This is a genomic window from Caballeronia insecticola, assembly GCF_000402035.1.
In the GTDB taxonomy this organism is placed as follows: Bacteria; Pseudomonadota; Gammaproteobacteria; order Burkholderiales; family Burkholderiaceae; genus Caballeronia; species Caballeronia insecticola.
In genome coordinates this window covers 2158235-2183118 of record NC_021287.1, presented here as the reverse complement: position 1 = coordinate 2183118, position 24884 = coordinate 2158235, and the positions used below count along the sequence as shown (strand labels likewise).

Annotated in this window: 19 protein-coding genes, 1 other RNA gene and 2 pseudogenes; 7 read left to right on the top strand and 15 right to left on the bottom strand. The window is 64.5% G+C overall.

Annotation, left to right across the window (positions count from 1 at the left end):
- Nucleotides 1-50: 50 nt before the first annotated feature.
- The gene (locus BRPE64_RS10100; RefSeq protein WP_044041481.1) at nucleotides 51-1289 is read right to left on the bottom strand and encodes a hypothetical protein; all 1239 of its coding nucleotides are present in this window, start codon (nucleotides 1287-1289) and stop codon (nucleotides 51-53) included.
- 201 nt (nucleotides 1290-1490) lie between these two features.
- Complete coding sequence (locus BRPE64_RS10095) at nucleotides 1491-2036, bottom strand: GNAT family N-acetyltransferase (RefSeq protein ID WP_016345998.1); 546 nt, start codon at nucleotides 2034-2036, stop codon at nucleotides 1491-1493.
- Nucleotides 2037-2256: 220 nt separating this feature from the next.
- On the opposite strand from BRPE64_RS10095, the gene tcuC reads away from it, so the two are divergent.
- Nucleotides 2257-3552 carry an MFS transporter gene (gene tcuC, locus BRPE64_RS10090; protein ID WP_016345997.1) on the top strand — a complete coding sequence of 432 codons (1296 nt, stop codon included), beginning with the start codon at nucleotides 2257-2259 and terminating at the stop codon, nucleotides 3550-3552.
- A 120-nt stretch (nucleotides 3553-3672) separates the two neighbouring features.
- Here the strand turns inward: tcuC and BRPE64_RS10085 are convergent.
- The 4 genes and pseudogenes from BRPE64_RS10085 to BRPE64_RS10075 all read right to left on the bottom strand — a co-directional run.
- Nucleotides 3673-3876: pseudogene (locus BRPE64_RS10085) on the bottom strand (histidine/lysine/arginine/ornithine ABC transporter ATP-binding protein); the annotation flags it as partial.
- Between the two features lie 58 nt (nucleotides 3877-3934).
- Nucleotides 3935-4714, bottom strand: coding sequence for an ABC transporter substrate-binding protein (locus BRPE64_RS10080; RefSeq protein ID WP_016345995.1), 780 nt, complete (start codon nucleotides 4712-4714; stop codon nucleotides 3935-3937).
- A gap of 74 nt (nucleotides 4715-4788) precedes the next feature.
- Nucleotides 4789-5010 (bottom strand): annotated as a pseudogene (locus BRPE64_RS33665) (amidohydrolase); the annotation flags it as partial.
- Between the two features lie 274 nt (nucleotides 5011-5284).
- Nucleotides 5285-7135 (bottom strand): tetratricopeptide repeat protein, encoded by a 1851-nt coding sequence (locus BRPE64_RS10075; RefSeq protein WP_044042107.1) that lies wholly within the window; start codon nucleotides 7133-7135, stop codon nucleotides 5285-5287.
- Between the two features lie 160 nt (nucleotides 7136-7295).
- On the opposite strand from BRPE64_RS10075, the gene BRPE64_RS10070 reads away from it, so the two are divergent.
- The 3 genes from BRPE64_RS10070 to BRPE64_RS10060 are packed head-to-tail and all read left to right on the top strand — an operon-like array spanning nucleotide 7296 to nucleotide 10460.
- A complete protein-coding gene (locus BRPE64_RS10070) occupies nucleotides 7296-7640 on the top strand; it encodes an ArsR/SmtB family transcription factor (RefSeq protein ID WP_016345993.1) in 345 nt (114 codons plus the stop codon).
- 22 nt (nucleotides 7641-7662) lie between these two features.
- Entirely contained in the window at nucleotides 7663-8667 is a 1005-nt protein-coding gene (locus BRPE64_RS10065; protein WP_016345992.1) for a cation diffusion facilitator family transporter, read from the top strand.
- Between the two features lie 56 nt (nucleotides 8668-8723).
- The gene (locus BRPE64_RS10060) at nucleotides 8724-10460 is read left to right on the top strand and encodes an FAD-dependent monooxygenase (RefSeq protein WP_016345991.1); all 1737 of its coding nucleotides are present in this window, start codon (nucleotides 8724-8726) and stop codon (nucleotides 10458-10460) included.
- Nucleotides 10461-10516: 56 nt separating this feature from the next.
- Here BRPE64_RS10060 and BRPE64_RS10055 read toward each other — a convergent pair whose 3' ends face one another.
- Genes BRPE64_RS10055 through BRPE64_RS10040 form a run of 4 tightly spaced genes read right to left on the bottom strand, consistent with a single transcriptional unit; the run spans nucleotide 10517 to nucleotide 15753 of the window.
- The gene (locus tag BRPE64_RS10055) at nucleotides 10517-10762 is read right to left on the bottom strand and encodes a formate dehydrogenase subunit delta (RefSeq protein WP_016345990.1); all 246 of its coding nucleotides are present in this window, start codon (nucleotides 10760-10762) and stop codon (nucleotides 10517-10519) included.
- Nucleotides 10763-10765: 3 nt separating this feature from the next.
- Nucleotides 10766-13696, bottom strand: a complete 2931-nt coding sequence (gene fdhF / locus BRPE64_RS10050) for a formate dehydrogenase subunit alpha (protein WP_016345989.1) — start codon at nucleotides 13694-13696, stop codon at nucleotides 10766-10768.
- 15 nt (nucleotides 13697-13711) lie between these two features.
- Complete coding sequence (locus BRPE64_RS10045; protein WP_016345988.1) at nucleotides 13712-15268, bottom strand: formate dehydrogenase beta subunit; 1557 nt, start codon at nucleotides 15266-15268, stop codon at nucleotides 13712-13714.
- The gene (locus BRPE64_RS10040) at nucleotides 15265-15753 is read right to left on the bottom strand and encodes an NAD(P)H-dependent oxidoreductase subunit E (RefSeq protein WP_044041480.1); all 489 of its coding nucleotides are present in this window, start codon (nucleotides 15751-15753) and stop codon (nucleotides 15265-15267) included. The genes BRPE64_RS10045 and BRPE64_RS10040 overlap by 4 nt, the downstream gene beginning before the upstream one ends.
- Nucleotides 15754-15881: 128 nt before the next feature.
- Between BRPE64_RS10040 and BRPE64_RS10035 the strand changes: the two genes are divergently transcribed.
- From BRPE64_RS10035 to BRPE64_RS10025, 3 genes are all read left to right on the top strand, one after another.
- Complete coding sequence (locus BRPE64_RS10035; RefSeq protein ID WP_044041479.1) at nucleotides 15882-16952, top strand: substrate-binding domain-containing protein; 1071 nt, start codon at nucleotides 15882-15884, stop codon at nucleotides 16950-16952.
- Between the two features lie 203 nt (nucleotides 16953-17155).
- Nucleotides 17156-17425, top strand: coding sequence for a hypothetical protein (locus BRPE64_RS10030; protein WP_016345985.1), 270 nt, complete (start codon nucleotides 17156-17158; stop codon nucleotides 17423-17425).
- Nucleotides 17426-17837: 412 nt separating this feature from the next.
- On the top strand, nucleotides 17838-18914 hold the full coding sequence (locus BRPE64_RS10025) for a glycosyltransferase family 4 protein (RefSeq protein ID WP_044041478.1): 1077 nt from the start codon (nucleotides 17838-17840) through the stop codon (nucleotides 18912-18914).
- Between the two features lie 19 nt (nucleotides 18915-18933).
- On the opposite strand, the gene BRPE64_RS10020 is transcribed toward BRPE64_RS10025, so the two are convergent.
- From BRPE64_RS10020 to ompA, 5 genes are all read right to left on the bottom strand, one after another.
- A complete protein-coding gene (locus BRPE64_RS10020) occupies nucleotides 18934-21348 on the bottom strand; it encodes an FG-GAP-like repeat-containing protein (protein ID WP_051180409.1) in 2415 nt (804 codons plus the stop codon).
- 392 nt (nucleotides 21349-21740) lie between these two features.
- Nucleotides 21741-22098: a transfer-messenger RNA gene (ssrA, locus tag BRPE64_RS32115) on the bottom strand.
- A gap of 80 nt (nucleotides 22099-22178) precedes the next feature.
- Complete coding sequence (gph, locus tag BRPE64_RS10015) at nucleotides 22179-22943, bottom strand: phosphoglycolate phosphatase (RefSeq protein WP_016345980.1); 765 nt, start codon at nucleotides 22941-22943, stop codon at nucleotides 22179-22181.
- Nucleotides 22944-22947: 4 nt separating this feature from the next.
- Complete coding sequence (gene ubiG / locus BRPE64_RS10010) at nucleotides 22948-23646, bottom strand: bifunctional 2-polyprenyl-6-hydroxyphenol methylase/3-demethylubiquinol 3-O-methyltransferase UbiG (protein ID WP_016345979.1); 699 nt, start codon at nucleotides 23644-23646, stop codon at nucleotides 22948-22950.
- A gap of 194 nt (nucleotides 23647-23840) precedes the next feature.
- On the bottom strand, nucleotides 23841-24503 hold the full coding sequence (gene ompA / locus BRPE64_RS10005) for an outer membrane protein OmpA (RefSeq protein ID WP_044041477.1): 663 nt from the start codon (nucleotides 24501-24503) through the stop codon (nucleotides 23841-23843).
- Nucleotides 24504-24884 lie beyond the last annotated feature (381 nt).

Sequence of the window (24884 nt, the reverse complement as noted above, 5' to 3'; positions counted from 1 at the left end):
TCGGACTTGCCGGGCGCGTTCTGTGTTGCGCCTCTTGTGATTCGTCTCTGTCAATTTCCGGATGCGCCTCCCGTGCGCGGCGTGCGTGCGCCGGACGCGGGCGCGTTGCTGTCGAGCGTCGGCGAGTGCTGGAGGATCGCGTACAGCGCCTCCGGATTCAGCGACTCGGGCGCCTTCGTCGTCGGGATTCTGTTGCCGTGGCTGCTGCTGTAGTTGCTGCTGTAGCTGTTGCCGTAGTTCGATGCCGCCCGTGCGCGCCATGACGACTCGACCGCCGCGACGCGCTCGTCGCCTGAATGACGGGAATCGATTGCGCGCGTCGCGCGAACCGTGCGGACCGGGCGAAGCGTTTCCGCCGCTTTGCCGTGGCGGTTGCGGCCTTGTCTTGTCGGCTCCGCCCATGCATGCACGGACGAATTCTTGCGCTTGGCCGCCGTGTGCTTGACGGGCACGGCATGCTTCGTTGCTTGCTGCGTCGCCTTGTGCGAATGCGTTTGCGCGATGACAGCACCGTGCGCGATCGGAGCCGCGTATGACGTGGCCGAAGCCTTCGTCTCGGCGACGCGCGCGATCGGTGCAGCGGACGACATGGCCGGTGCCTTCGTCGGGGCGGTCGGCACGAAGGAAACTGCAGACGACGACGACGACGACGACGACGACGCCGGCGACGCCGACGCGAGCGCCGGCGTAGACAGAACGGCTGTCGCCGTCGAGATGCGAGCGAGCGTCACGGGAGCCGATGCGGGTTCGGGCGCCGGCCGGGCGATCGCGACTGGCGGGACTGGCTTCGTGGTCTGGCTGGCGGCTAGGCTTGGCGCGTCCGAGCCTGCCGGCCGGCCGTATCCGAAGAGCAGCCATGCGATGAGAATCGCGCCCGCGGACGCCGCGACGGCCATGGCGACCGGCTGGCTGAGAAAGCTCTTACGCGCCGCGGGGATGGCCGCGGGCGTCTCGACCGCGAGCCGTATCGGATCGGCGGGCGCGTTCACGACGCGTTCGGGCGCGCGCGGGCCGGACGTCAGGTCGAGCGCGGGGCGCGGTGCACTTTGCTTTTTGTACACGCCCCACACGCTCACAGCGCGATAGGGCATGTGCGAATCGGGCACCCCGAGCGTCGGCATGTAAGTGGTATGAACGCGCGCCGCGATCAGTGAAACTTCGGAGTCCGACTGAGCAGGGCGCGTGTGCGCGAGCACCCATTCGAACCCATAGGTCAGCGGGGGGGGCATTAGCGGGCGCACCGCCGGAAGACGCAGATCGCCTTCCACAACGATCAAGGGTTCGACCATGAAAATTCCACGTGCGTGCGCCAGGGCGCGGGCGACTACATTGCGCGTCGGACGCAAAGCGGCCGAACAAATTTCAACCCGAAATCATACGAAACGCTCATGGCCCTTGCGACCAGATTATTCCTATTGTCAATTTTTAACAGGAATGCTTATTGATGAACCGATGCAATCCGTGTTAGGCGCCCGATATGCTTGCCGATGTCAGTCGAGCGCGTAGACGTAGCGCAGCGAAAACAGATCAATGCCTGCCATGTGATCGGCTTCACGCGCTTCACGCAGCCAGCCGCGCGACTCGTAAAAGCCGATTGCCGCCGTGTTCTGCTCGAGCACCGAGAGATGCAATTGGCGCGCGCCGCGCGAGCGCGCCCAGCGGATAGCCTCGGCGAGCATCGCGGTGCCCGTGCCCAGCCCTTTGTGTCCTGGCAACGCGTGCAGGTTGTCGACGAGCACGCTGCCCGTCGCATCTGGTGCCAGCAGGCAGACGAAACCCACCGCTTCGCCACCATGTTCGGCGACCAGCACGCGGCCCGCGCACGCGGCGATCGCCTTCATGTGCGTGTCCCAGTGCGCCGCGCGCTCGGCTTCCAGGCCGTGATCGAGATAGTCGTCCGGCAGGATTCCGCGATACGCCGATGCCCAACTGCGTGCATGCATGGCAGCGATCAGCGCGGTATCGGCGGTCGTTGCCTCGCGCAGCGAAACCTGCGGTGCTCCGTCGCAGGACGATGTCGGCTGAAAGTTAGTCATATGTAAGCTTGCGTTAATGTTAATTGGGCGAAAATAACCGAAGTTGCGTGCAGGCTCAGGCGCTGAGGCGTTAAGATTGAGGACCGCTATTACAAAAAGCGCAACAGGCTCAGCCTTCAGTCGTCGCGGCGGTTCGCGTCCGGGTCAAGTCCCGCTCGCGCACGGTTCGCGACGCTACGAAACACCATCTCGCGCCCACCTCCAGATTGTCGAGAAAGTCATGTCCACGACCCATCTAGCTCCCGCCAACGAATCCAAGTTCAAGACGGTGTTTCGCGTTGTCAGCGGAAACTTCCTTGAAATGTACGACTTCATGGTCTACGGCTACTACGCGTCAGCGATTGCCAAGACCTATTTTCCGAGCGGCAACGAGTTCGCCTCGCTGATGCTCGCGCTCTCCGTGTTCGGCGCGGGCTTCCTGATGCGGCCCGTCGGCGCTATTGTGCTCGGCGCGTATATCGACCATCACGGGCGGCGCAAAGGCCTGATCCTCACGCTCACGCTGATGGCGATCGGCACCGCGTGCGTCGCGCTCGTGCCGGGATACGCGACCATCGGCGCGCTCGCACCGATCATCGTGCTGGGCGGGCGCTTGCTGCAAGGCTTCTCGGCGGGCGTGGAACTCGGCGGCGTGTCGGTGTATTTGTCCGAGATCGCCACCAAGGGCAACAAGGGCTTCTATTGTTCGTGGCAGTCGGGCAGCCAGCAGGTCGCCGTGGTGTTCGCGGCGCTGATCGGCGTGATCATGAACCGCCTGCTGCCGCCCGACCAGATGACTGCCTGGGGCTGGCGCGTGCCGTTCCTGATCGGCTGTCTGATTGTGCCGTTCCTCTTCATCATCCGCCGCTCGCTGCGCGAAACCGACGAGTTCCTCGCGAGGAAGCATCGTCCGGGCATGCGCGAGATCACGCGCTCCATCGTGCAGAACTGGGGCATCGTGATTGCCGGCATGGGCATGGTCATCATGACGACCGTGTCGTTCTACATGATCACGGCCTACACGCCGACCTTCGGCAAGGAAGTGCTCAAGCTCGACGCAGTCGATGCGCTCGTCGTGACCGTGTGCGTCGGCATCTCGAATCTCGTGTGGCTGCCGGTGATGGGCGCGGTGTCGGACCGTATCGGCCGCCGTCCGGTGCTGCTGGCGTTCACCATCCTCACCATTCTGACGTCGTATCCGGCGGTGCAGTGGCTGGTTGCGGACCCGTCGTTTGCGCGGCTGCTGATGGTCGAATTGTGGCTCTCGTTCCTGTACGGCAGCTACAACGGCGCGATGGTCGTGGCGCTGACCGAAGTGATGCCCGTCGATGTGCGCACCACCGGCTTCTCGATGGCCTACAGTCTCGCGACGACCATCGGCGGCTTCACGCCCGCCATTTCGACGTATCTGATCCACTCCACCGGCAACAAGGCGGCGCCGGGCCTGTGGATGGGCCTGGCCGCGATCTGCGGCCTGATCGCGACGCTCGTGCTGTACCGCTCGCCGGAGGCGCGCAATCAGTACAAGACGGCCTGACGAAGCGCCGGCGAACCGACAAGATCCTCGCAATCCCTCGCTTCGGCGAGGGATTTTTTATTGGAGCTGCGCGGATTTTTTCGTCGATTCGAACTTAACCGCCGACCGGACGATCCTGTCTTACCTGAGCCTGCCCGCAAGAAACTGCGGCAGACGCTCGCTGCGCGGCGCGCTCAGCACTTCGCGCGGATCGCCTTGCTCCTCGAACTTTCCCTGATGCAGAAAGACGACGTGATTCGACGCATTGCGGGCGAATCCCATCTCATGAGCGACGACGATCATCGTGCGGCCTTCTTCAGCCAGCGCCTGCATGACTCTCAGTACGTGCTGTGCGTTGTTGTTCGAATCGTTCGGGGCGAAAGGGGACTGCGTCCGTGCCGCGTCATTCGCCGTATATGTCGAAGTCGAAGTACTTGCGATTGATCCGCTCATACTCGCCGCTCTTGCGAATGTTGGCGATCGCCTGATTGATCTGAGCGGCGAGTTCCTGATTGCCCTTGCGGATACCGATGGCAACGCCATCGCCGATCAACCTGCGATCCTTGACTTCCGCACCGACGAACCCAAAGCCCTTGCCGCGCGGCTGCTTGAGAAAGCCGAGATCAGCCTGGACGACCGGCTGGAACGCTGCATCGAGCCGGCCGTTTTGCAGATCCTCGTAGACCTGATCCTGGTTCTGATAGGTCACGATGCTCACGCCGGCGGGCGCCCAATCACGTCGCGCGTAGGCTTCCTGCGCCGAGCCCTGCTGCACGCCGATCCGCTTGCCGCGCAGCGACTCCGCCGTCGGCTGAAGATTCGCGCCCCCACGGGCCACGAGGCGCGACGGCCCGGCATACAGCCGATTTGTGAAGTCGATCTGTTCGCGCCGCGCCGGAGTCGCGGCCATGCCGGACAGCACCGCATCGAACTTGCGTGCCTTGAGTGCGGGAATCATGCCGTCGAGGCTTTGCTCGACCCACTCGCATTTCGCGTGCAGGTTGGCGCAAATCGCCTGGCCCAGATCGATGTCGAAACCGACGATCGAGCCATCGGGCAATTTCGATTCGAACGGCGGAAAAGTCGGATCGACGCCGAACTTGATGACCTGCGGACTGCCGGCCAGCACCGCGCACGGCAGAACGGCGATCATCACAACGCTTGCAAATTTCAGTCGTTTCATGGGGTCTCCTCCTTGATCTGTGGCGCACGGCGCGAGCCGGACGCGATCTGTAGTACTAAGCGTAATACCGGATGCTACGCGAGAAAGCGCTCGACCAGACGAACGCAAAAGCCTGCGCCGGTGGCGAGAATCGCGTCGTTGAAATCTTAGCCGGGGGTGTGGGCCATGCAACCGCCTTCGCCGTCACCATTGCCGATGATCAAATAGCAGCCCGGGCATTTTTCGAGGATGAAGGCGAAGTCTTCGCTGCCGGTCAGCAGGCCGTCTTCGCCGAGCCAGTCCAGCGCGACTTGTCGAATGCGACATGGTCTGCGAACGTGTGTGTGCGTCGCCGATCGGGGAAGACCTCGAGGAAACGTCGGTCGGCATCATTTCGCGGCGGGGGCAGCCGATCAGCTCGATTGCGGAGTGCTTCGTCCGGTGCCTCAGGAGTGCCGTCAGCGATGGCGTCCGTCGTCAGATCCGGCCAAGCGGCGGCTGTTGCATTCGGTCGAGTTGGTGTCGCGAGCGCCGGCTGCATATGCCGATAACCGGCCGCTGCGGCCAGGGCTTTTCGAGCGATGTGCGTAGTCAGCCTCGCAGCGCCGCCGCCGTTTCCTCGATGACTTCCCGCCATTGCCCCGGCGCGCGCTGACGCACGAGGCGCGCGCTGCGGTACCACGCGCTCTTGCCGGTCTCGACGCCCCAGCGCCAGTCGGCGGCGAACGGCAGCATGATCGTGACCGGTTTGCCGAGCGCGCCCGCCAGATGCGCGACCGAGGTATCGATCGACACCACCTCATCCAGCCGGTCGACGATCGCGCCCGTGTCCGCGAAATTCATCAGCCGGCCTTCCAGACAGTGAATCGATTTCGTGTTCGGGTGCGCGCGCAGGACGTCGCGTTCATGGCCCGTCAGGAACGGTTGCAGCACGACCCAGTCGATGCCTTCGAGCGCGAAGAGCGGCACCAGCGCCTCGACGGGCACCGAGCGCGTTTCGCCCGGCTGCATCCGTCCGGACCACGCAATGCCGATCTTGCGCTTATGCGCGCCGCCGATCGAGCCGCGCCACTTGCGCCGGTAATCGGCGGGCACGACGAGATAGGGCGTCCGCGCCGGAATGGCATCGCGCGATGTCATGCCGAGTGCGAGCGGCAGGCTCAGCAGCGGGCAGAACGCATCGGCGCGCGGGGCGGCATTATCCGGCTTGGCTCGCAATTCGACGCGCGCGGCATTCGCCGCCGGCGCCAGCAGCGGCACGAGCGCGGGTTGCACCTCGAGCACCAGCTTGCCGACGAGCCTCGCCGCGAACGGCACGAAGCGAACGAACTGCAAGGTGTCGCCGAAACCTTGCTCGGCACGCACGAGCAGCGTGCGCTCCGGCATCGGCTCGCCGTTCCAGCGCGGCAAAGGCGGCGCGGGTTCGCTTCCGGACGTCTTCAGACGCCATTCGTAGGCGGGCAGCCCGCGCGCATAGTCGCCGGTCGTCAGCAGGGCGAGGGCGCGGTTCAGTTGCGCGGCTTGCGAGTCGGGATCGAGGCGCAGCGCTTCATCGAACGCGCGCAGCGCCGCCTGATGCGCGCCGAGCAGGAGATGCGCGTTGCCGAGAGACAGCCACGCGACGCCGTACTTGGGATCGAGCCCGACCGCGCGCTCGAAATGCGGCACGGCTTCGTCGTGACGGCCGAGGCGGGAGAGCGCATGGCCGAGGCTGAAACGTCCCGGCGCGAAACGCGGCTGCAGGTCCACCGCGCGGCGCAGGGCGGGCAGCGCATCGGCGGGATTGCCATTCGCCTCGAGCAGGTTGCCCAGGTTGAAATGCGCCGCGACGTAGTTCGGTTCGGCCTGCACCGCGGCGCGAAACTGTTCGATCGCTCCGTGCGTGTCGCCCAGCGCGTTGAGCGCCATGCCCAGATTGTTGTGCGCGCCGGCATGACGCGGGCGCAGCGCGAGCGCGCGCGTGAAGGCCTGCGACGCGTCCTTGAAGCGGCGCAGCGCCGAGAGCGCGTTGCCGAAGTTGTTCCACGCGGCGGCGTCGTTGGGCTGCAGGCGCAGCGCCTTCTCGAAGGCATCGGCCGCGTCTTCGTGACGGCCCGCCGCCGTATAGGCGTTGCCGAGGTTGTACTGCGCGAGCGGAAAGCCCGGCGCGAGCGTGAGCGCATTGCGGAACCGCTCGATCGCGTCGTCGAGACGGCCGAGCGCCTTCAGCGCGTTGCCGAGATTCAGTTGCAGGCCGGCATCGGTCGGACGCAGGTCGACCGCGCGGCGCACGAGCTCGGCAGCCTCCGCGTGCTGGCCCTGCTGATGGCGCAGCACGCCGAGATAATGCAGCGCGTCGACGTGATGAGGTTCGGCGGCGAGCGCGGCTTGATAGTCGCGCTCCGCTTCGGTCAGGCGGCCGTCACGATGGGCCGCGAAACCGCGGGCGAAAACGGTGTCCATGACGGGAAGAACTTCGGGCGCGGATTGCAGACGTAACATTTTCCCACACCCGAGGCCCCGGCTCCCAAAACGGCCGTTGACATGTTGCGACGATGGCACTTAACATATGAACACCTATTCAAGTATTTGTCGTTAACATGTTACTGACTGGTCGTTGAGCGTGACATCCACCCTGACTCCGCAAGCCGCGTCAATCACCTCCGACGAGCGCGTCGTGCCGCTCGCCGACCTGTTCCGCCTGCTCGGCGACCCGACGCGTCTGCGCATCGTGCTGGCGTGCGTCGAGCAGAAGCGCGCCGTCGGGGCGATCGCGGAATCGCTCGGGCTGTCGGCGTCGCTGGTGAGCCATCACTTGCGGCTGTTGCGTGCCGCGCGCATCGTGCGCGCCGAGCGTCAGGGCAAGCAGGTGTTCTACGTGGCCGCCGACCGTCACATCAGCGGGATGCTCGGCGAGTTGCTGGAACACATCGCGGAGCCGCCGTCCGATCCCGCCGACATCGACTGAAACACCGAACCCAGAGCCTCCGATGAGCACGCATCAACACGAAGAACACGACCATCAACATGCGCACGGCGAGGCGCACGATCACCGCGGTCACGGCCATGATCATGGCCACGGTTCGGGCGGACATCATCATCACCATGCGCCGCAGGCGGGGCAGGGCCGTACGTTCGCGCTTGCCGTCGGGCTGAACGTGCTGATCGTGATCGTGCAGGGCATCTACGGCTTCCTCGCGCACTCGACCGCGCTGCTCGCCGACGCCGGCCACAATCTCTCCGACGTGCTCGGCCTGCTGCTCGCCTGGGGCGCCGTGTGGCTCGGCACGCGCCAGCCGAACGCGCGCTATACCTTCGGGCTCGGCAGTTCGTCGATTCTCGCGTCGCTCGCCAATGCGGCGCTGCTGCTGTTCGCATGCGGCGCGATCGTGCTGGAAGCGATCCAGCGGCTCATCAATCCGGCGCCCGTCGCGGGGCTGGACGTGTTCATCGTCGCGACGCTCGGCCTGATCGTCAACGGCTTCTCCGCGTGGCTCTTCATGCGCGGCAGCAAGGAAGACCTCAACGTGCGCGGCGCCTTCCTGCACATGGCCGCCGATGCCGCGATCTCCGCCGCCGTCGCGGTGAGCGGGCTTGTCATCATGTTCACCGGCTGGAGCTGGCTCGATCCGCTGATGAGCCTGATCGTGGTGTCGGTGATCGTCGTCGGGACGTGGGGGCTCGGGCGCGACGCAATGCGCCTCGCGATGGCAGCCGTCCCGCCGTCTGTCGACATGACGCGCATCGAGACTTATCTCACGCAGCTTCCCGGCGTGCGCAACGTGCACGACCTGCACGTGTGGGCGCTCTCGACCACCGAAAACGCGCTCACCGTGCATCTCGTGATGCCGCAGGGCCATCCCGGCGATGCGTTCGTTCAGGGCGTCGTCACGACCTTGCGCAGCGAATATTCGATGCATCATGCGACCGTCCAGGTGGAGCTCGGCGGAGCGTGTCACGCGTGCGTGCTGAGCGAACGCGGCCACGTACACTGACTCCGCAAAAGGGTCCGGGCGTACACTAGACGCCGTGACGTTTGGGGGAGGACTGCATGTTCGCGCCAAAGCTGAATCCGAACGACAAGCTGGACGTGGCGCCCGTCCTGATCGTCGGAGCGGGTCCGACCGGCCTCGCCGCCGCGATGAGTCTCGCACGGGCGCATGTCCCGGTCAGGCTCGTCGATCGTGCCCGCGAGCCGTCGCCGCATTCGCGCGCAATCGGCATTCAGGCGCGCACGCTCGAACTCTTCGAGCAGCATCGCATCGTCAAGCCGTTTCTCGAACTCGGCCATCGCGCGCGTGTGGCGAATCTCTACTCGAACGGGCAGCGTCTCGCGCGCCTCGACTTCGATCCCTTGCAGACGCGCTATCCGTATCTGCTCTTTCTCGAACAATCGCAGACGGAACGGCTGCTCGCCGAGCATCTCGCGGGTCTGCATGTGGACATCGAGCGCGGCGTCGAGCTGATCGATTTCTCGCAGGGCGCGGCAGGCGTGCAGGCAACGCTGCGGCATCCGAACGGGCGCGACGAGTTGCTGCGTCCTTCGTATCTGATCGCGGCGGACGGCGCGCATAGTTTCGTGCGGCACCGGCTTGGTATCGGCTTCGACGGCAAGACGTTCGATCAGACCTATCTGCTCGCCGACTTGCAAGCGGACTCCGACTGGCCCGACGACGAGTTCCACATTTTCGCGTCGGGCGAAGGGCTCGCGGCGCTCTTCCCGATGGGCGGCGACCGCGCGCGCCTGATCGCCGATCTGCCCGTACCCGTCGCTCAGTCCGTTAACGCCGGCGAAGCGAAGAGCGGCCCGAGCGTCGAGGAATGCCGCGCGCTCGTCGAACGGCGTGTGCATCATCGGGTGACGCTGTCTAATCTGACGTGGTCGTCGTACTTCCATCTGAACAGCCGCATGGTCGATCGCCTGCGCGTGGAGCGCGTGTTTCTCGCGGGCGATTCGGCGCACGTGCACAGTCCGGCGGGCGCGCAGGGCATGAACACCGGCATTCAGGAAGCGTTCAATCTAGGCTGGAAGATCGCGCGCATGCTCGCGGGCGGCGCGCCCGAACGGCTGCTCGACAGCTATCACGCGGAGCGGCATCCGATCGAGCGCGACGTGCTCAGGCAATCGAGCATGCTCACGCAAATGGCCGGCGCCGAGCACGGCCCGATGAAGCTGATGCGCGATCACGTGATGCCCGCGCTTGCCGCCATCGGCCCGTTGCGCGACGCGATGCGGCGCACGGTGAGCGAGCTGTCGATCAACTATCGCAAGAGCCCGCTCACGCTGGAGCGTCTGCTCGACGGCGGTCCGCGCGCGGGCGAGCGAGCGCCGGACGCGCGCGTGCATGTCATCGACGGGCCGCTCGGGCGTCTGCCGGGCGTCGGCTGTCTGTTCGATCTGCACGATCCGGGCTGCTTCTCGCTGTTCCTGCTCGTGAATCCGACCGGCGAGGACGACATCGCGCTCGCGCCGGCGACCATCACGGTGGCGCACGCGATGCGCGACCCGGATCTCGACGGTTTCGTGAAAGCCCTCGAAAACATCATGCCGAACGCCGTGCGCGTGTGGCGCATCACCGACACGCGCGGCGAGGGCGCACACTCGCTCACCGACAACTACGGCCGCACGCGTCCCGCGTTTTATCTCGTGCGTCCCGATGGCTACATCGCCGCGCGCGGACGTGCGCCGTCCGATGTGCACGCGCTGCTGCGTCACTGCGATATATGGTTCGGCGCGCAGGACACGAGCGTAGAGCGCCACGTCGAACGCGAATCGCGCGAAGACTAAAAAGCCCTGCGGGCGCGATGCGCCGGCAGGGCGTGAGTGCTACGTGCCTTGTAACCTCAGGCAGTAGCCGTCTTCGGTTGCAGATCGGCTTTATGAAGCGTGAGCGCCTCGCGCACGATCGGATGCATCGCGGCGCTCGCCTCCAAGTTTTCGAGCGCGGCCAGGATCGCGAGCCGCATGCGCGGCTCCCAGAAGCGCCGAATGTGTTCCGCGATGCTATCCACGGCTTCGGGCCGGTCCGGCAGCGAATCGAAAAATTCGCCGATGCGGTTCGCCATATCGATCAGGTTATCGACATCCATGAGTTACTTTCCTGAGGTCGTGGGCGCCACGTCGCGCATGTTCATCAGCTCGAGCTGCTGCGTGTTGAAGCGCGAGTATTCCTTCTGCCATTGCGACGGCTGCTCGACCGGCATCACCTGCACCGCCGTCACCTTGTATTCCGGACAGTTGGTCGCCCAGTCGGAGGAGTCCGTCGTGATGACGTTCGCGCCCGATTCCGGGAAGTGGAACGTCGTATAGACGACGCCCGGCTGCATGCGCTCCGAAATCCTCGCGCGCAGCACGGTCTGTCCCGCGCGCGATTCGATGCCGACCCAGTCGTCCTCCCTGATGCCGCGATCCTCCGCATCGACCGGATGAATCTCCAGCCGGTCCTCGTCATGCCACAACGAGTTCTCGGTGCGCCGCGTCTGCGCGCCGACGTTGTATTGCGACAGGATGCGGCCCGTGGTCAGCAGCAGCGGATACTTGCGCGTGACCTTTTCCGGCGTCGCCACGAACTTGGTGATGACGAAGCGCCCCTTGCCGCGCACGAATTCGTCGATGTGCATGGTCGGCGTGCCGTCCGGCGCGCGTTCGTTGCACGGCCACTGAATGCTGCCGAGTTCGTCGAGGCGTTCGTAGGAGACGCCATGGAAAGTCGGCGTGAGGCGCGCGATTTCGTCCATGATTTCGGACGGATGCGCGTAGTTCATCTCGTAGCCGAGCGCGCGCGACAGGCGGATCGTCACTTCCCAGTCCGCAAGACCGGCGAGCGGCGGCATGACCTTGCGCACGCGCGAGATGCGTCGCTCGGCGTTGGTGAAGGTGCCGTCCTTTTCGAGGAAGGTCGAGCCCGGCAGCAGCACGTGCGCGTACTTCGCCGTTTCGTTCAGGAAGATGTCCTGCACGACGATGCATTCCATCGACGAGAGCGCGTCGGCCACGTGCTGCGTGTTCGGGTCCGACTGGACGATGTCCTCGCCCTGACAATAGAGGCCCATGAAGGTGCCGTGCATGGCGGCATCGAACATGTTCGGAATGCGCAGGCCCGGCTCGGGTTGCAGTTGCGCGTTCCATGCTTCCTCGAACAGCGCGCGCGTGGCGGCATCGCCGATATGACGATAGCCCGGCAGCTCGTGCGGGAACGAGCCCATGTCGCACGAACCCTGCACGTTGTTCTGGCCGCGCAGCGGATTCACGCCGACGCCTTCGCGGCCGATGTTGCCCGTCGCCATCGCCAGATTCGCGATGCCCATGACGGTGGTCGAGCCTTGCGCGTGTTCCGTGACGCCGAGGCCGTAATAGATCGCGCCGTTGCCGCCGAGCGCATAGACGCGCGCGGCTTCACGCACCTGTTGCGCGGCCACGCCGGTGACGGCTTCCATCGCTTCGGGCGAATTCTCTTCGCGCGCGACGAAATCGCGCCATTGTTCGAACGCGCGCGACTCGCAGCGCTCAGCGATGAAGTCTTCCTTCAGCAGGCCTTCCGTGACGATCACGTGCGCGAGCGAATTGACCATCGCGACGTTCGTGCCGGGCCGCAACGGCAGGTGATACTGCGCCTTCACGTGCGGCGTATCGACAATATCGATGCGGCGCGGATCGATCACGATCAGCTTCGCGCCTTCGCGAATGCGGCGCTTCAGACGCGAGCCGAAGACCGGATGGCCGTCTGTCGGATTCGCGCCGATCACGATGATCACGTCCGACTGTTCGACCGATGCGAACGTCTGCGTGCCCGCCGATTCGCCGAGCGTCGTCTTGAGGCCGTAGCCCGTCGGCGAGTGGCACACGCGCGCGCAGGTATCGACATTATTGTTGCCGAACGCGGCGCGCACGAGCTTCTGCACGAGATACGTTTCTTCGTTCGTGCAGCGCGACGACGTGATGCCGCCGATCGAATCGCGCCCGTATTTGTCCTGGATGCGGCGGAACTCGCTTGCCGCATAGTTGAGCGCTTCCTCCCACGACACTTCACGCCACGGATCGGTGATTTTCGCGCGGATCATCGGCTTCTTGATGCGATCCTTGTGCGTCGCGTAGCCCCATGCGAAGCGGCCCTTCACGCACGCGTGACCTTCGTTTGCCTGACCGTTCTTGTTGGGCGTCATACGCACGACGGTGTTGCCCTTCATCTCGGCTTTGAGCGAGCAGCCGACGCCGCAGTACGCGCACGTGGTGATCGCCGAATGTTCGGCCTGACCGAGCATGATGACGGTCTTTTCCTGCAGCGTCGCGGTCGGGCACGCGGCCACGCACGCGCCGCACGACACGCACTCCGACTCCATGAACGGCACGTTCTCGCTCGCGGCCACGCGCGATTCGAAGCCGCGTCCGGCGATGGTCAGCGCGAACGTGCCTTGCGTTTCCTCGCACGCGCGCACGCAGCGATTGCAGACGATGCACTTCGACGGATCGTAGGTGAAGTACGGATTCGACTCGTCCTTCTTGTCCTTCAGGTGATTCGCGCCTTCGTAGCCATAGCGCACTTCACGCAGGCCGACGACGCCCGCCATGTCCTGCAGTTCGCAGTCGCCGTTGGCGGGGCAGGTGAGACAGTCGAGCGGGTGATCGGAGATGTACAACTCCATCACGTTGCGGCGCAGCGATTGCAGCTTGTCGCTTTGCGTGCGCACTTTCATGCCGGCTTCGACAGGCGTCGTGCACGATGCCGGATAGCCGCGCTTGCCTTCGATCTCGACGAGACACAGGCGGCACGAGCCCCACGGTTCGAGCGAGTCGGTAGCGCACAGCTTCGGCACGTTCACGCCGGCTTCGATCGATGCGCGCATCACCGACGTGCCCGCCGGAACCGTGACGGACTGACCGTCGATTTCCAGCGTGACGTCGATATCGGCGTGACGCAGCGGCGTGCCGTAATCGGTTTCGTCGAACGGATCGCGGCGCTGCACCGAGGCCGCGCTCTTGCACGCGCAGTTGCCGGAGCCGCAGCCGTTGATGGTGTTGGACATGTTCGTCTCCTTGTTCTATGCCGCTTTCTGTGCGGGCGTGCGGGGCAGCCCGAAATCTTCGGGGAAGTGATCGAGCGCGGACATCACCGGGAACGGCGTCATGCCGCCCATCGCGCAGAGCGAGCCGGACACCATCGTGTCGCATAGTTCGCGCAGCAGCGTGATCTGCTTCACCGATGTATCGCCTTCGCGGATCCTCGCGATGACTTCCTCGCCGCGCGTCGAACCGATGCGGCAGGGCGTGCACTTGCCGCACGACTCGAGCGCGCAGAAGTGCATCGCGTATTGCGCGAGTTCGGCGAGATTCGAAGTGTCGTCATGCACGACGAGCCCGCCGTGTCCGACCACCGCGCCGACCTTCGCGTATTCCTCGTAATCGAGCGGAATGTCCCACTGACTGTCGGGCAGATAGGTGCCGAGCGGGCCGCCGACCTGCACCGCGCGCGCAGGACGGCCGCTTGCCGTGCCGCCGCCGTATTCGTAGATCAGTTCGCGCAGCGTCACGCCGAACGCGAGTTCCACGAGTCCGCCTTGTTTCACGTTGCCTGCGATCTGGAAGGGCAGCGTGCCGCGCGAACGGCCCATGCCGAAGTCGCGATAAAACGTCGCGCCCTTCGCGAAGATGATCGGCACGGTCGCGAGCGTAATCACGTTGTTGATGACCGTCGGCTTGCCGTACAGACCGACGAGCGCCGGCACCGGCGGCTTCGCACGCACGATGCCGCGTTTGCCTTCGAGCGATTCGAGCAGCGCGGTTTCTTCGCCGCAGACATACGCGCCCGCGCCCTTCGCCACATACAGGTCGAACGCATGCGACGAGCCGAGCACGCTCGCGCCGAGCCATCCCGCGTCGCGCGCCCGGTCGATGGCGCGATTGAGCGTCGCGATCGAATGCGGATACTCGCTGCGCACGTAGATGTAGCCCTTGGTCGCGCCCGTGGTCACGCCGGCGATGATCATGCCTTCGATCAGCATGTACGGATCGCTTTCCATGACCAGCCGATCGGAGAACGTGCCGGAATCGCCTTCATCCGCGTTGCAGACGATGTACTTCTGGTCCGCATACGCCGCGCGCACCGTCTTCCACTTGATGCCCGCCGGGAAAGCCGCGCCGCCGCGTCCGCGCAGACCGGAATCGATAAGCGCCGCGACGACCGCGTCGCCGTTCATGTCGAGCACGTTGCGCAATCCCTCCAGGCCACCTAGCGCGACGTAGTCGTCGATGGACAGCGGATCCGTCTTGCCGATGCGCGCGAACGTGAGACGCTGCTGATTCTTCAGATACGGAATCTCGTCGACGATGCCGACGTTCTTCTCGTGCGCGCCGCCTTCGTGGAAGTTTGCATCGAAGAGTGCGGCGACATCGTCGGCTTCGACGTTCGAATAGCCGATTCGGCCTTCCGCCGTTTCAACTTCGACGAGCGGTTCGAGATAGAACAGTCCGCGCGAGCCGTTGCGCACGATCTGCACGTCGAGGCCGCGTTTCTCCGCCTCGAAGGCGACAGCATTGGCTACTTCCTGCGCGCCCAGCGCGAGCGCGGCGGAATCGATCGGAACGTAAATGCGCGTCATGCCGTCACCTCCGCGACCTTGGTCTGCGCCGCGGCGTACAGCCGGTCGAACTTCGCCGGCGTGACCTTAGCGTGCAATTCGCCGTTGATCATCAGCGCCGGCGACAGCGCGCACTGGCCGAGGCAAAACACCGATTCCAGCTCGGTGTCTTTCGCGTGGCCGCTGTCGAAACGACAACCCGTATGTCCTTCGATGTGATCCTTCAAGGCTTCCGTGCCCATGCTGCGGCATGCTTCCGCGCGGCACAGCTGCACGGTCACGTGCGCGGGCGGCGCGGACCGGAAGTGGTGATAGTAGGTGATGACGCCGTGCACTTCGGCGCGCGACAGCGACAGCGCGCGCGCAAGCGGCGCCACGGCGGTCTCGGGCACGTAGCCGGTTTCGTCCTGGATCGCGTGCAGGATGGTCATCAAGGTCGCGCCTTGCACTGCGTGCCGGCGTACCAGTTCTTCAGATGCAGCGGCGGAAAGCTGCTCGTGTGTCATGGGGCTCCTCCTTCGCTCGGCATATGTTTTGTTGGTACATATTTGTGTCGATATAATGTCAGGTGCCGAGCCTGTATAAGAACAATAGGCGTCGTGATATATCTTGGCAATAGGAAGGGGGAGTGCATATGGTTGACGTCGAATGCCGGGCCGAACTGGTCCTGCGGGACGCCGATGGCCGGGAAACCAGTCTCAGCGCGGTTGTGCCGCTTTTACAGCTTGTCGCGCAGACGGGCAGTATCGCGAATGCCGCGAGCGCTAAGGGTTTGTCCTATCGGCATGCGTGGGGTTTGTTGCGCGAAATCGAGGCGCGGCTAGGCGGCGCGCTCATCACGAAATCGCGCGGGCGCGGGTCGGTGTTGTCGGAACTGGGCGAATCGGTGCTGCGGGCGCAGCGCGTCTGCGGTGAGCGGCTCGAAGCGCCGTTGCAGGCAGTCGCCAACGACGTTGCCGCCGAACTGAACCGGCGTCTCGCGGGCGGCGTCACGCAAGTGCGGATTCACGCGTCGCACGGCTATGCGGTCGCCACGCTCGTGCGCGCGCTTGGCGAACAGCGCGTGCCGGTCGAGATCAAGTATCGCGAGAGCGCGGAGGCGGTCAGCGCGCTCGCCCGCGGCGAATGCGAGCTGGCGGGCTTTCACTTGCCGATCGGCGAATTCCGCTCGACGTGCGCCGACATCTATCGGCCGTATCTGGATCAGGACAAGCATCAGCTGATCCGTCTCACGCGGCGCAAACAGGGGCTCTTTCTGCCGAAGGGCAATCCGAAGCGCATTACCGGCCTGCGCGATCTTGCGCGCGGCGACGTGCGCTTCGTGAATCGTCAGCCGGGCTCGGGCACGCGCATGCTGCTCGATTTGTCGCTGCGCCAGGTCGGCGTCGATCCGGATCAGATCAACGGCTATGCAACGACCGAACTTACGCATTCGGCGATCGCCGCGTTCGTCGCGAGCGGCATGGCCGATCTCGGCTTCGGCGTGCAGCCGGCCGCGCAGCATTTCGCGCTCGATTTCATCCCGATCGTCGACGAGGACTATTTCTTCGCCTGCGAGCGCGCGCGGCTCGACGAAGCGCGCCTCTCGTCCGTGTTGCGTATTCTGCGCAGCGCGGGCTTCACCGACAGCGTCGCGCATCTCGAAGGCTACGATCCGGCGCGTTGCGGCTCGCTCGTCGATATCGACGAAGGCTTGCGCGGTTGAGCGGACGCGCGTGCGACGCTGGAAACGCGCGGTAAGAGAATCGGGCGCGTCCGGGACTGCCATCGGCGGCGAATTGGGTTAACCTAACGGCTTGCTGTCAGTCGGAGTCGGCCCGAGTCTGCGCTTTGATGCTTCTGCGCCGGGCTGCAAGGCCGTCGAATTTACCTGCTTGAGACGCGGTTCCGCCGCGCGAAACAACCGCCATGAAATTGTCATTGCTCGCCTGTTCCTCCGCCGCGCTCGTTGCAGGCGCGATCTATCTGGTTCCTGTCGCCTTCGCGCAGAATTCGCCGGGCGTCCCGGGCGGCGTGCTGCAAGACCAGTTCCGCCTGAATGAGCATCCGCAGATGCAGTTCGCCGCGTCCGCGCCGTCGGAGAAGTATCAGAACGGTTCGTCGGCGATGCGCCGCCGTGGCGACTCCGGCGATCCCAACGGCTGCAATCTGAAGTGCCCGAAAGACGGGTCCAACTGATCGCCTGATCATCACGCGGCGCGCATCCCCGCGCGCCGCGCACGCTGTCCTCAACATTGCTCCCTCGCGTCGTCCGACGCAATTTCACGCTCCGACACCCCGCACCGCACCTGATAAGCATTCACGTGTGCGTGTCGCCGCATTGGTTCCGCAAACTTTTATGTCGCGACCGAAAAACACTATCTGATGGCGGGCGTTTGGTATGACGTCAGGAGTACGTTTACCGTGCGCGGCGCCGACGATTGTTTCGGCGCACGCGGATCATCAGATCGATAAACAAAAAAACAGGATGTGCGCCGGCAGCAACGACGACGCGAAGCATCGCGCGCGGCGAACGGCGACGGGGACCACGATACGTTGGCAGGACGTATGGCCTCCAGGCGCACTTCGGATTAGCCGAGGGAAAGCATAAATGCGAATTCTCCAGGTCATACTGGCACCTCGTCTGTCGGGGGCGGAGGTTCTTGCCAAGGGCGTCGCGATCGGGCATCAGCGGGGAGGGCATCACGTCTGCATCGCATCGCTGATGCCGGAGCACGACGACTTCAGCCATATCAGCGCGGAGTTGCGCGCTCAGGACGTCACCTGTCTGTTTCCGACGAAAACCCTGGGCAGGCTCGGGCGTCTGCTCTTTCTGCATCGGGCGATCCGCACTTTCCGGCCCGACATCATCTTCGCGCACGCGACCATTCCCGCGCTCTACGTGCGTGCGTTGCCCACGCGCGTGCCGATTGTCTGGGTCATGCACTCCGGCGCCAACGACTTCGCCAACGGGGCGCTGCTGCGCGCCGAGCGGCTTCTCTCGGGCCGGGCGAAGGCGGTGATCGGCGTGTCGCAAAAGAATATCGACGATTACGTGAAGGAAGTCGGCTCGCATCCGTCGATGATCGTCGTGCCGAACGGCGTCGACGTCTCGCGTTTCACCGACGAGCCGCTGCCGGCCACGCCCGTCGCGACCCGGCAGATCGTGCAGGTCGGCCGCTACATTCCCGAGAAGAACCAGTTGCAGACCGTCGAGGCGTTCGCCCGCGTCGCGCGTGTCGATCCCGATGTGCGTCTGCAACTGTGCGGCGTGATCGAGAACGTCGCTTATCACGCCGCGGTGGTCGATCTCGTCGCGAAGCTCGGGCTCAAGGATCGCGTGGCGATCGACGGGCCGCAGACGAACGTCGCGCAGATCCTGCGCACATCGACGGTCTTCGCGATGCCGTCGAGCTTCGAGGCGCATAGCATCGGCTTTCTGGAGGCGCTGGCGTCCGGCATTCCGGTGGTCGCGAGCGCGATCGCCGCGTTCGCTTTCGCGAGCAACTTCGCGGGCGTGCAATTGCTCGATACCGGCGATATCGACGCCTACGGCCGCGCACTCCTCGATGCCCTCACGCAACCGCGCGCCACGCGTCCGCTCAACGGCCTCACGCTGCAGAGCACGGCGGACCGCTATCTGGCGATCGCGCGCGACGTGCTGAACCTGCGCGTCGGCCTGAGCTGAGTGCGGGCGGCACGTTGGTTCAGCGGCTCCAGTAAGCGAGCGTCTTGAGCCACAGCGACTCGGAAAACAATCCCGGCAGGTCGCCCCAGATCTGCACCGGTCCGAGACCGAACGCGCTATCGAAGTCGTAACCCGCTACGCTCGGCGCACCGCCCGTGTAATAGAACTCCTTGAGCAGCGCGTTGGCACGCCGGAAGAGCACCAGCGTCGCGTGATTGTCGTGCTCATTGCGGCGGATCAGCGCGGGCATCGAGTCGGCGTAGGACGTGTCGGCGAGCGTCGCGGTGTCGCGCGCGGGGCCGAAGATCTTGCCGCCTTTCATCGTGAAGACGCGCGTGCCCGTCGCGGTGCCGCGCGGTTGCAGAACGGCGATGTCGTCGATGCCGTCGCCGTCGATATCGCCCGCCACGACTTTCACGAACGCCGCCTTGAACTGCGCATACGTGTTGGTGCGATAGGCCGGCGAGAACGCGCTTCCGGTGCTCGCGAACTGCGACAGCGCGAGCGCGCCGTTCACGTCCTCGATCGCGATCAGCCCCGCGTTGCGCGAACCGCCCGAACCCGCCACGCGTGCCGGCATGAAGCGCGCGCCCGCGTCCAGTTCGCGCGCCTCCAGCCAGCGCGTGGGCGCGTTGCCCGTCGACGGGCCCGCCGTCAGCACGTCGAGGTCGAGCCCGGCGTCCGCGCGTTTTCGGGCGATCAGCACGTCGGCGCGGCCGTCGCCGTTGAAGTCGCCGGCGACGTATTGCTGCGCGTTCGCGGGCGTCCAGTCGGCGCTCGTCTGAAACCACAGACGCGGCGCCTCGAAATGCGTGCCCGCGCTTTTCAGGAGCCAGAACGCGGTGCCGCCGTTGCGCGGCGCGATGACCATCAGATCGGCGCGGCCGTCGCCATCGAAGTCGGCGAGCAGGAAGCGGGCGCTGTCGAAGCAGAACGCGTCGCCGCGGCAGGTCGCCTCGGTCGCGTGCGGGTCGAACGGCACCGCGTTCAGATACCACGGCGAAGCGCCGTCGATGCGCGACATCTCCGCGACCCACACGTTGAAGCCGGGCCCGTCCTTGCGACGCTGCACATAGACGACGCTGTCGCGGCCGGTGCCTTTCACGTCGCCGTAGAGCGCGCCTTCGTGGCGCGTGTCGGTCCAGACGCTGTGCGGCGACGGCGACCAGCGATATTGCGCGGTGAGCATCGCGCAGCGGCCGGCATTCAGCGCGCCGTCCTTCTCGCCCAGGCAGTGATTGAGCGGCGTGTACACGAAGCCGAAGTCCCACGGCGTCCAGCGTTGCGCGGCATTCGATGCGCTGCATGTCTGCTCGACGAGCCCCGCGTCGCGCTCCGCGACGCAGCCGCGCGTGGCCGCGTTGACGAGCAGCGCGTCGTTCTTGTCGCCGGGCATGGTCGGAAGCTGCTGCCAGAACCAGTTCTGCGATGCCGCGTCCGAGCAGGCCGCCAGGCGCGGCGGCTTGCCCGCGCCGGCCGACTCGACGCAGCGGCTCGAATATTCGTTCACCAGTTGGAACGAGCGCAGCTGAAAGTCGGGGCCGGGATCGTTCGCGTGAGCCATGCTCCAGTAGCGTCGGGCGACCCAGTTGCCGTCCCACATGTACTCGCCGAAGACATGGCCGGCTTCGTTGCCGTCGATGGCGAAATAGCTGCCGACGACATCGCGTTTCTTCAGCGTCTCGTCGGCGGTGAGGTTCTTGGGCAGTCCGCCCGTCGGGTAGGTGACGTGATAGCCGATCGGCACGTCGCGCTTCAGACTCTGCGCGACGACGCGCGTGATGCGTGCCGCGTAGATGTGATCCGGGTGCTCCATGAACGCGACGGTATCCGGATTGAGCGTATAGATTTCGGTCGCGGGCGCGAGGATTTCGCGCAGCGTGGCGCTGAGCGATGCGCGGTCGTAGTCGGTCGCGCCGGTACCGTCCGCGTTCATCGGATAGGTGGTGAGCGTTTGCCCGCGATCCCACAGAAGGCCGAGCGGGACTTTGCCGCCGCGCACGTGTCCGCCGGGCAGGCGCAGCTCCAGCAGCTTCACGCGAGGTTGCTGCGTGAGCACGAGCTGATGGAGCGGCTTGCCGGCGAAGGTGACTGTCGATTCGTCCCACTGGTCGGGGACGCCCGCCATGCGCGCATAGGCGAGCTTCGTGCCGGTTTCGCGCAGGATCACGTAGTCGAACTTGGCGTCGTTCGCCCCGCCGATCAGGTGGACCACGGTCACGCACCAGCCGGCCTCGAGCTTGTCGCTGATGCCGGGATTGACGAAGAGCAGGTCGTCGTCGAGGTGTGCGACGACGGTGACAAGGGTGCCGGCGCGGCAATCGGCTGGCGGTGGCGCGGCGTGCGCCGGGATGGGCAGAAGGGCGAGAAGCAGGGCCCACGTGAACGACCGCCAGACGGCCAGAAACCAACTCACCGGTGTGCCTCTGCGCATGCTCTCCCCGTCAGCGCCCTCGGCGCGCCCGTTCGTCACAGAATAAAGCAGAAGAATGCGCTAGCGCTGTGTCGATGGTCGGTGGTCGAACGAACATGGCCGAGGGAGATGGCTGGCAATTGCCTTTTCGACCCTAAAAAAGCGATAAAAATGAATGAGTTACGGTCATTCTGACCGATCACTGTTTTTCGGCAGCATCATTCGGACCGGTCTGATTCGAACGGAATGTCCGGAAGCCTATTCTCTTGAATGTAGTGAGGTTACCTCTGTTCCTCACTATGTCTCTCAAGGATGTTTGCCCCGCCTCGGCGGGGCTTTTTTTTGCCCGCGCGATCGCCAGGCAACAAAAAACCCGCGATGCTTGCGCAGTCGCGGGTTCAAGGGGGGGGTTTTGGTGGAGGCGGCGGGAATCGAACCCGCGTCCAGAAGCGCTCTACGAACAGTTCTACATACTTAGTTCTGTCATTTGATTTAACCGAAACGACGCGGACGAACACGCTGCGTTACGGCGATTCACTAAGTTTTCGACCCCGGCGTCGTGACACCACCAGGACTTATCTGACGTATATGACCTCTCGCGGTATTGCTACCCTAACCCGTCAGCGAATTAGTGAGAGGACGGCGGCCCTTAGGCTGCCAGTGCGAACGTTTCGTCGTTTGCAGTTACGTTTTTCCCATTGATTAACGAGGTGACGGGTCCTCGGTATGCCCTGACCGCTTCACAACCCCTGTCGAAACCAGGTCGCCCCCGAAGCAGAGTGGAAATTATCCCACGAAACGTCATATGACGCGAACCGCCGCGTTTTCAAGGCGGCGGTTCGGCCGCGCGCTCAGCCGATGTCGCGCAGCAACTGCTGCAGTTCTTCCGGCGAATCCACCACATGATTGGCGTGCCAGCGGCGCGGCGGAATGTCGTCGCCGCAATAGCCGTAGGCGGCCGCGACCGTGATCATGCCCGCGGCGAAGCCCGCCTGCACGTCGCGCAGATCGTCGCCGACATAGACGATGCGCTCCGGCGCAACATCCAGCAACTCGGCCGCGTGCAGCAGCGGCGCCGGATGTGGCTTCGAATGCGGCGTCGTGTCGCCGCAGACGAGACAGCCCGCGCGCGTGTCGAGGCCCAGCAAGCCGACGAGCGGCGCCGCGAAGCGCGTTGCCTTGTTGGTGACGATGCCCCAGCGCACACCGCGCGCATCGAGCTGATCGAGCAACTCGGCGATGCCCGGGAAAAGCGTCGTCTCGATGCATAGATCGGCTTCGTAGTTGGCGAGGAACTCTTCGCGCATCGACGCGAAGTCGTGATGTTCCGGACCGATCTCGAACGCGCCGCCGAGCAGGCCGCGCGCGCCTGCCGACGCGTGCGGGCGCAGCGTTTCGAGCGGCCGCATTTCGAGACCGCGGTCATGGCGCATCTTGTTGACCGCCGCGACGAGATCGGGCGCGGTATCGGCGATGGTGCCGTCGAGATCGAACAACACGGCCTGGCACAAGCCGAGGCCATCGCCTTCGGCGAGGCGCTGGGGCAGGGGAGTCGGATCTTCCGGAACGGGCTTGGTGTCGATGGTGCCCGTGGATAGCGGATCTTCGTTGATCATGGCGTCAGGCTTCGCGGCGGCAAGCCATCATGTAGTTGATGCTCGTGTCGTTCGACAGGCCGAAGTGCTTCGAGATCGGCCGATAAGTGATGCCCTTGATTTCCACAGGCAAAAGCGAGGCCGCGCGCGCAAAGTTGGCGAGCTCCGACGGCTTGATGAAGCGCGCGTAATCGTGCGTGCCTCGGGGCAACATGCGCGCGATATATTCCGCGCCGATGACCGCGAACAAGTAAGCCTTCGGGTTGCGGTTTAGCGTGGAGAAGAACACCCAGCCGCCCGGCTTCACGAGCGACGCGCATGCGGCGACCGTACCCGCCGGATTCGGCACGTGCTCGAGCATCTCCATGCAGGTGACGACATCGTACGAGCCGGGCTCGCGCGCGGCGAGTGCTTCCGCCGAAATTTCCTCGTACGCCACTTCGACGCCGCTTTCGAGACTATGCAGATCGGCGACGCCGAGCGCACTCGACGACAGGTCGATGCCCTTCACGGTCGCGCCGCGCGTGGCCATCGACTCGGAAAGAATGCCGCCGCCGCAGCCGATATCCAGCACGCGCTTGCTCATCAGATGAGCGTGCGCGTCGATCCAGTCGAGCCGTACCGGATTCAGCTCATGCAGCGGCTTGAACTCGGCGTTCGGGTCCCACCAGCGATGCGCGAGCTCGCTGAATTTTTGCAGTTCGTGGGGATCGACATTGGTCATGTTCGGAAGTGCCTTAAATTGAGTCGTGAATCGATTAGGACCGAGTATATAGGCGCCGCAATGGGTGGGCAAAAGGCGGAATCGCTGAAACTGTTTCAAGACAGCGAATAATCGATTTAAAACCCGCAAATATGGCGGACATAAAAAAACCCCCGCCGAAGCGGGGGTTTGACCTGCGGCAATCCAACTCGCGATTACTGCTGCGGCTGGCGGGTCGTGCCGACAACTTCGACTTCCACGCGACGATCCGGCGCGAGGCAGGCGATGAGTTGCTTGCGGTTCTTCTGTTGGCAGGTACCCTTCGTGACCGGGTCGCGCTTGCCCTTGCCTTCCGTGTAGATACGGTTGGCTTCGATGCCCTTGCTGACCAGATAAGCCTTCACGGCTTGTGCACGGCGCAGCGACAGACGATCGTTGTACTTGTCCGAACCGATACGGTCGGTGTAGCCCGTTGCAACCACGACTTCGAGGTTCAGCGCGCCGATCTTCGATGCGAGATCGTCCAGCTTTTCCTTACCGGCCGGCTTCAGGACAGCCTTGTCGAAGTCGAACAGAGCGTCAGCCTGATAGGTAACCTTCTGGCTCTGGATGACCGGGGGCGGCGGAGCGACCGGGGCCGGCGGCGTCGGTGCTTGCGCGACCAGCGCGCCATCACACTTTGCGTTTGCCGTAGCCGGGGTCCAGAATGCATCGCGCCAGCACAGTTCGTTCGTGCCGTTCATCCACACATACTCGCCCGTACCGTTCACCCAGTTATCATTCACGGCTTGTCGCGAGGCCGGCACGGACTGTGCCGAGGCCGATGCAGCCATAACTGCGGTAGCTGCAATGAACGCGAGCTTTGAAAGTTTATTCATATTTCTCCTCTCGAAATTGAGATTACCGCAGGTTTACTGCGAGCCTGTAGACGAAGACAAGTCATACATTGCTCGAAGTATAACATTCCCTACGGAACAAAACGCTTTGTGTAGACTTCGAGCCGTGTCTAACTTTGTGCGTTGGCATTTTGCCATATCGTTCCCTTCCACCGATAAAAATATCCCCGCACCCCGTACGCCCGCAACCTTATGTGGTGCATGCGCAACAAGAAGCAGTCAGGAGCCGGCGGGCCTCGAAGAGGGCGCGAAACGTGCGCACATTACGTGCCTAAAAGCCATTTCCTGCACATTTTTGTCGCCGGGTTTTTTGCGGCTGGCAAAACGACGAGGCGGCATCATAGCCCGCCCAGGTGACGAATA

What these genes read in the sequence shown, in the direction of transcription:
- BRPE64_RS10095 (WP_016345998.1), bottom strand. Translation starts at nt 2,036, where the DNA reads ATGACTAACTTTCAGCCGACATCGTCCTGCGACGGAGCACCGCAGGTT.
- BRPE64_RS10040 (WP_044041480.1), bottom strand. Translation starts at nt 15,753, where the DNA reads ATGACACACGAGCAGCTTTCCGCCGCTGCATCTGAAGAACTGGTACGC.
- BRPE64_RS10075 (WP_044042107.1), bottom strand. Translation starts at nt 7,135, where the DNA reads ATGGACACCGTTTTCGCCCGCGGTTTCGCGGCCCATCGTGACGGCCGC.
- BRPE64_RS10055 (WP_016345990.1), bottom strand. Translation starts at nt 10,762, where the DNA reads ATGGATGTCGATAACCTGATCGATATGGCGAACCGCATCGGCGAATTT.
- BRPE64_RS10080 (WP_016345995.1), bottom strand. Translation starts at nt 4,714, where the DNA reads ATGAAACGACTGAAATTTGCAAGCGTTGTGATGATCGCCGTTCTGCCG.
- BRPE64_RS10020 (WP_051180409.1), bottom strand. Translation starts at nt 21,348, where the DNA reads ATGCGCAGAGGCACACCGGTGAGTTGGTTTCTGGCCGTCTGGCGGTCG.
- tcuC (WP_016345997.1), top strand. Translation starts at nt 2,257, where the DNA reads ATGTCCACGACCCATCTAGCTCCCGCCAACGAATCCAAGTTCAAGACG.
- BRPE64_RS10035 (WP_044041479.1), top strand. Translation starts at nt 15,882, where the DNA reads ATGGTTGACGTCGAATGCCGGGCCGAACTGGTCCTGCGGGACGCCGAT.
- BRPE64_RS10045 (WP_016345988.1), bottom strand. Translation starts at nt 15,268, where the DNA reads ATGACGCGCATTTACGTTCCGATCGATTCCGCCGCGCTCGCGCTGGGC.
- ompA (WP_044041477.1), bottom strand. Translation starts at nt 24,503, where the DNA reads ATGAATAAACTTTCAAAGCTCGCGTTCATTGCAGCTACCGCAGTTATG.
- gph (WP_016345980.1), bottom strand. Translation starts at nt 22,943, where the DNA reads ATGATCAACGAAGATCCGCTATCCACGGGCACCATCGACACCAAGCCC.
- BRPE64_RS10060 (WP_016345991.1), top strand. Translation starts at nt 8,724, where the DNA reads ATGTTCGCGCCAAAGCTGAATCCGAACGACAAGCTGGACGTGGCGCCC.
- BRPE64_RS10065 (WP_016345992.1), top strand. Translation starts at nt 7,663, where the DNA reads ATGAGCACGCATCAACACGAAGAACACGACCATCAACATGCGCACGGC.
- BRPE64_RS10100 (WP_044041481.1), bottom strand. Translation starts at nt 1,289, where the DNA reads ATGGTCGAACCCTTGATCGTTGTGGAAGGCGATCTGCGTCTTCCGGCG.
- BRPE64_RS10025 (WP_044041478.1), top strand. Translation starts at nt 17,838, where the DNA reads ATGCGAATTCTCCAGGTCATACTGGCACCTCGTCTGTCGGGGGCGGAG.
- fdhF (WP_016345989.1), bottom strand. Translation starts at nt 13,696, where the DNA reads ATGTCCAACACCATCAACGGCTGCGGCTCCGGCAACTGCGCGTGCAAG.
- BRPE64_RS10030 (WP_016345985.1), top strand. Translation starts at nt 17,156, where the DNA reads ATGAAATTGTCATTGCTCGCCTGTTCCTCCGCCGCGCTCGTTGCAGGC.
- ubiG (WP_016345979.1), bottom strand. Translation starts at nt 23,646, where the DNA reads ATGACCAATGTCGATCCCCACGAACTGCAAAAATTCAGCGAGCTCGCG.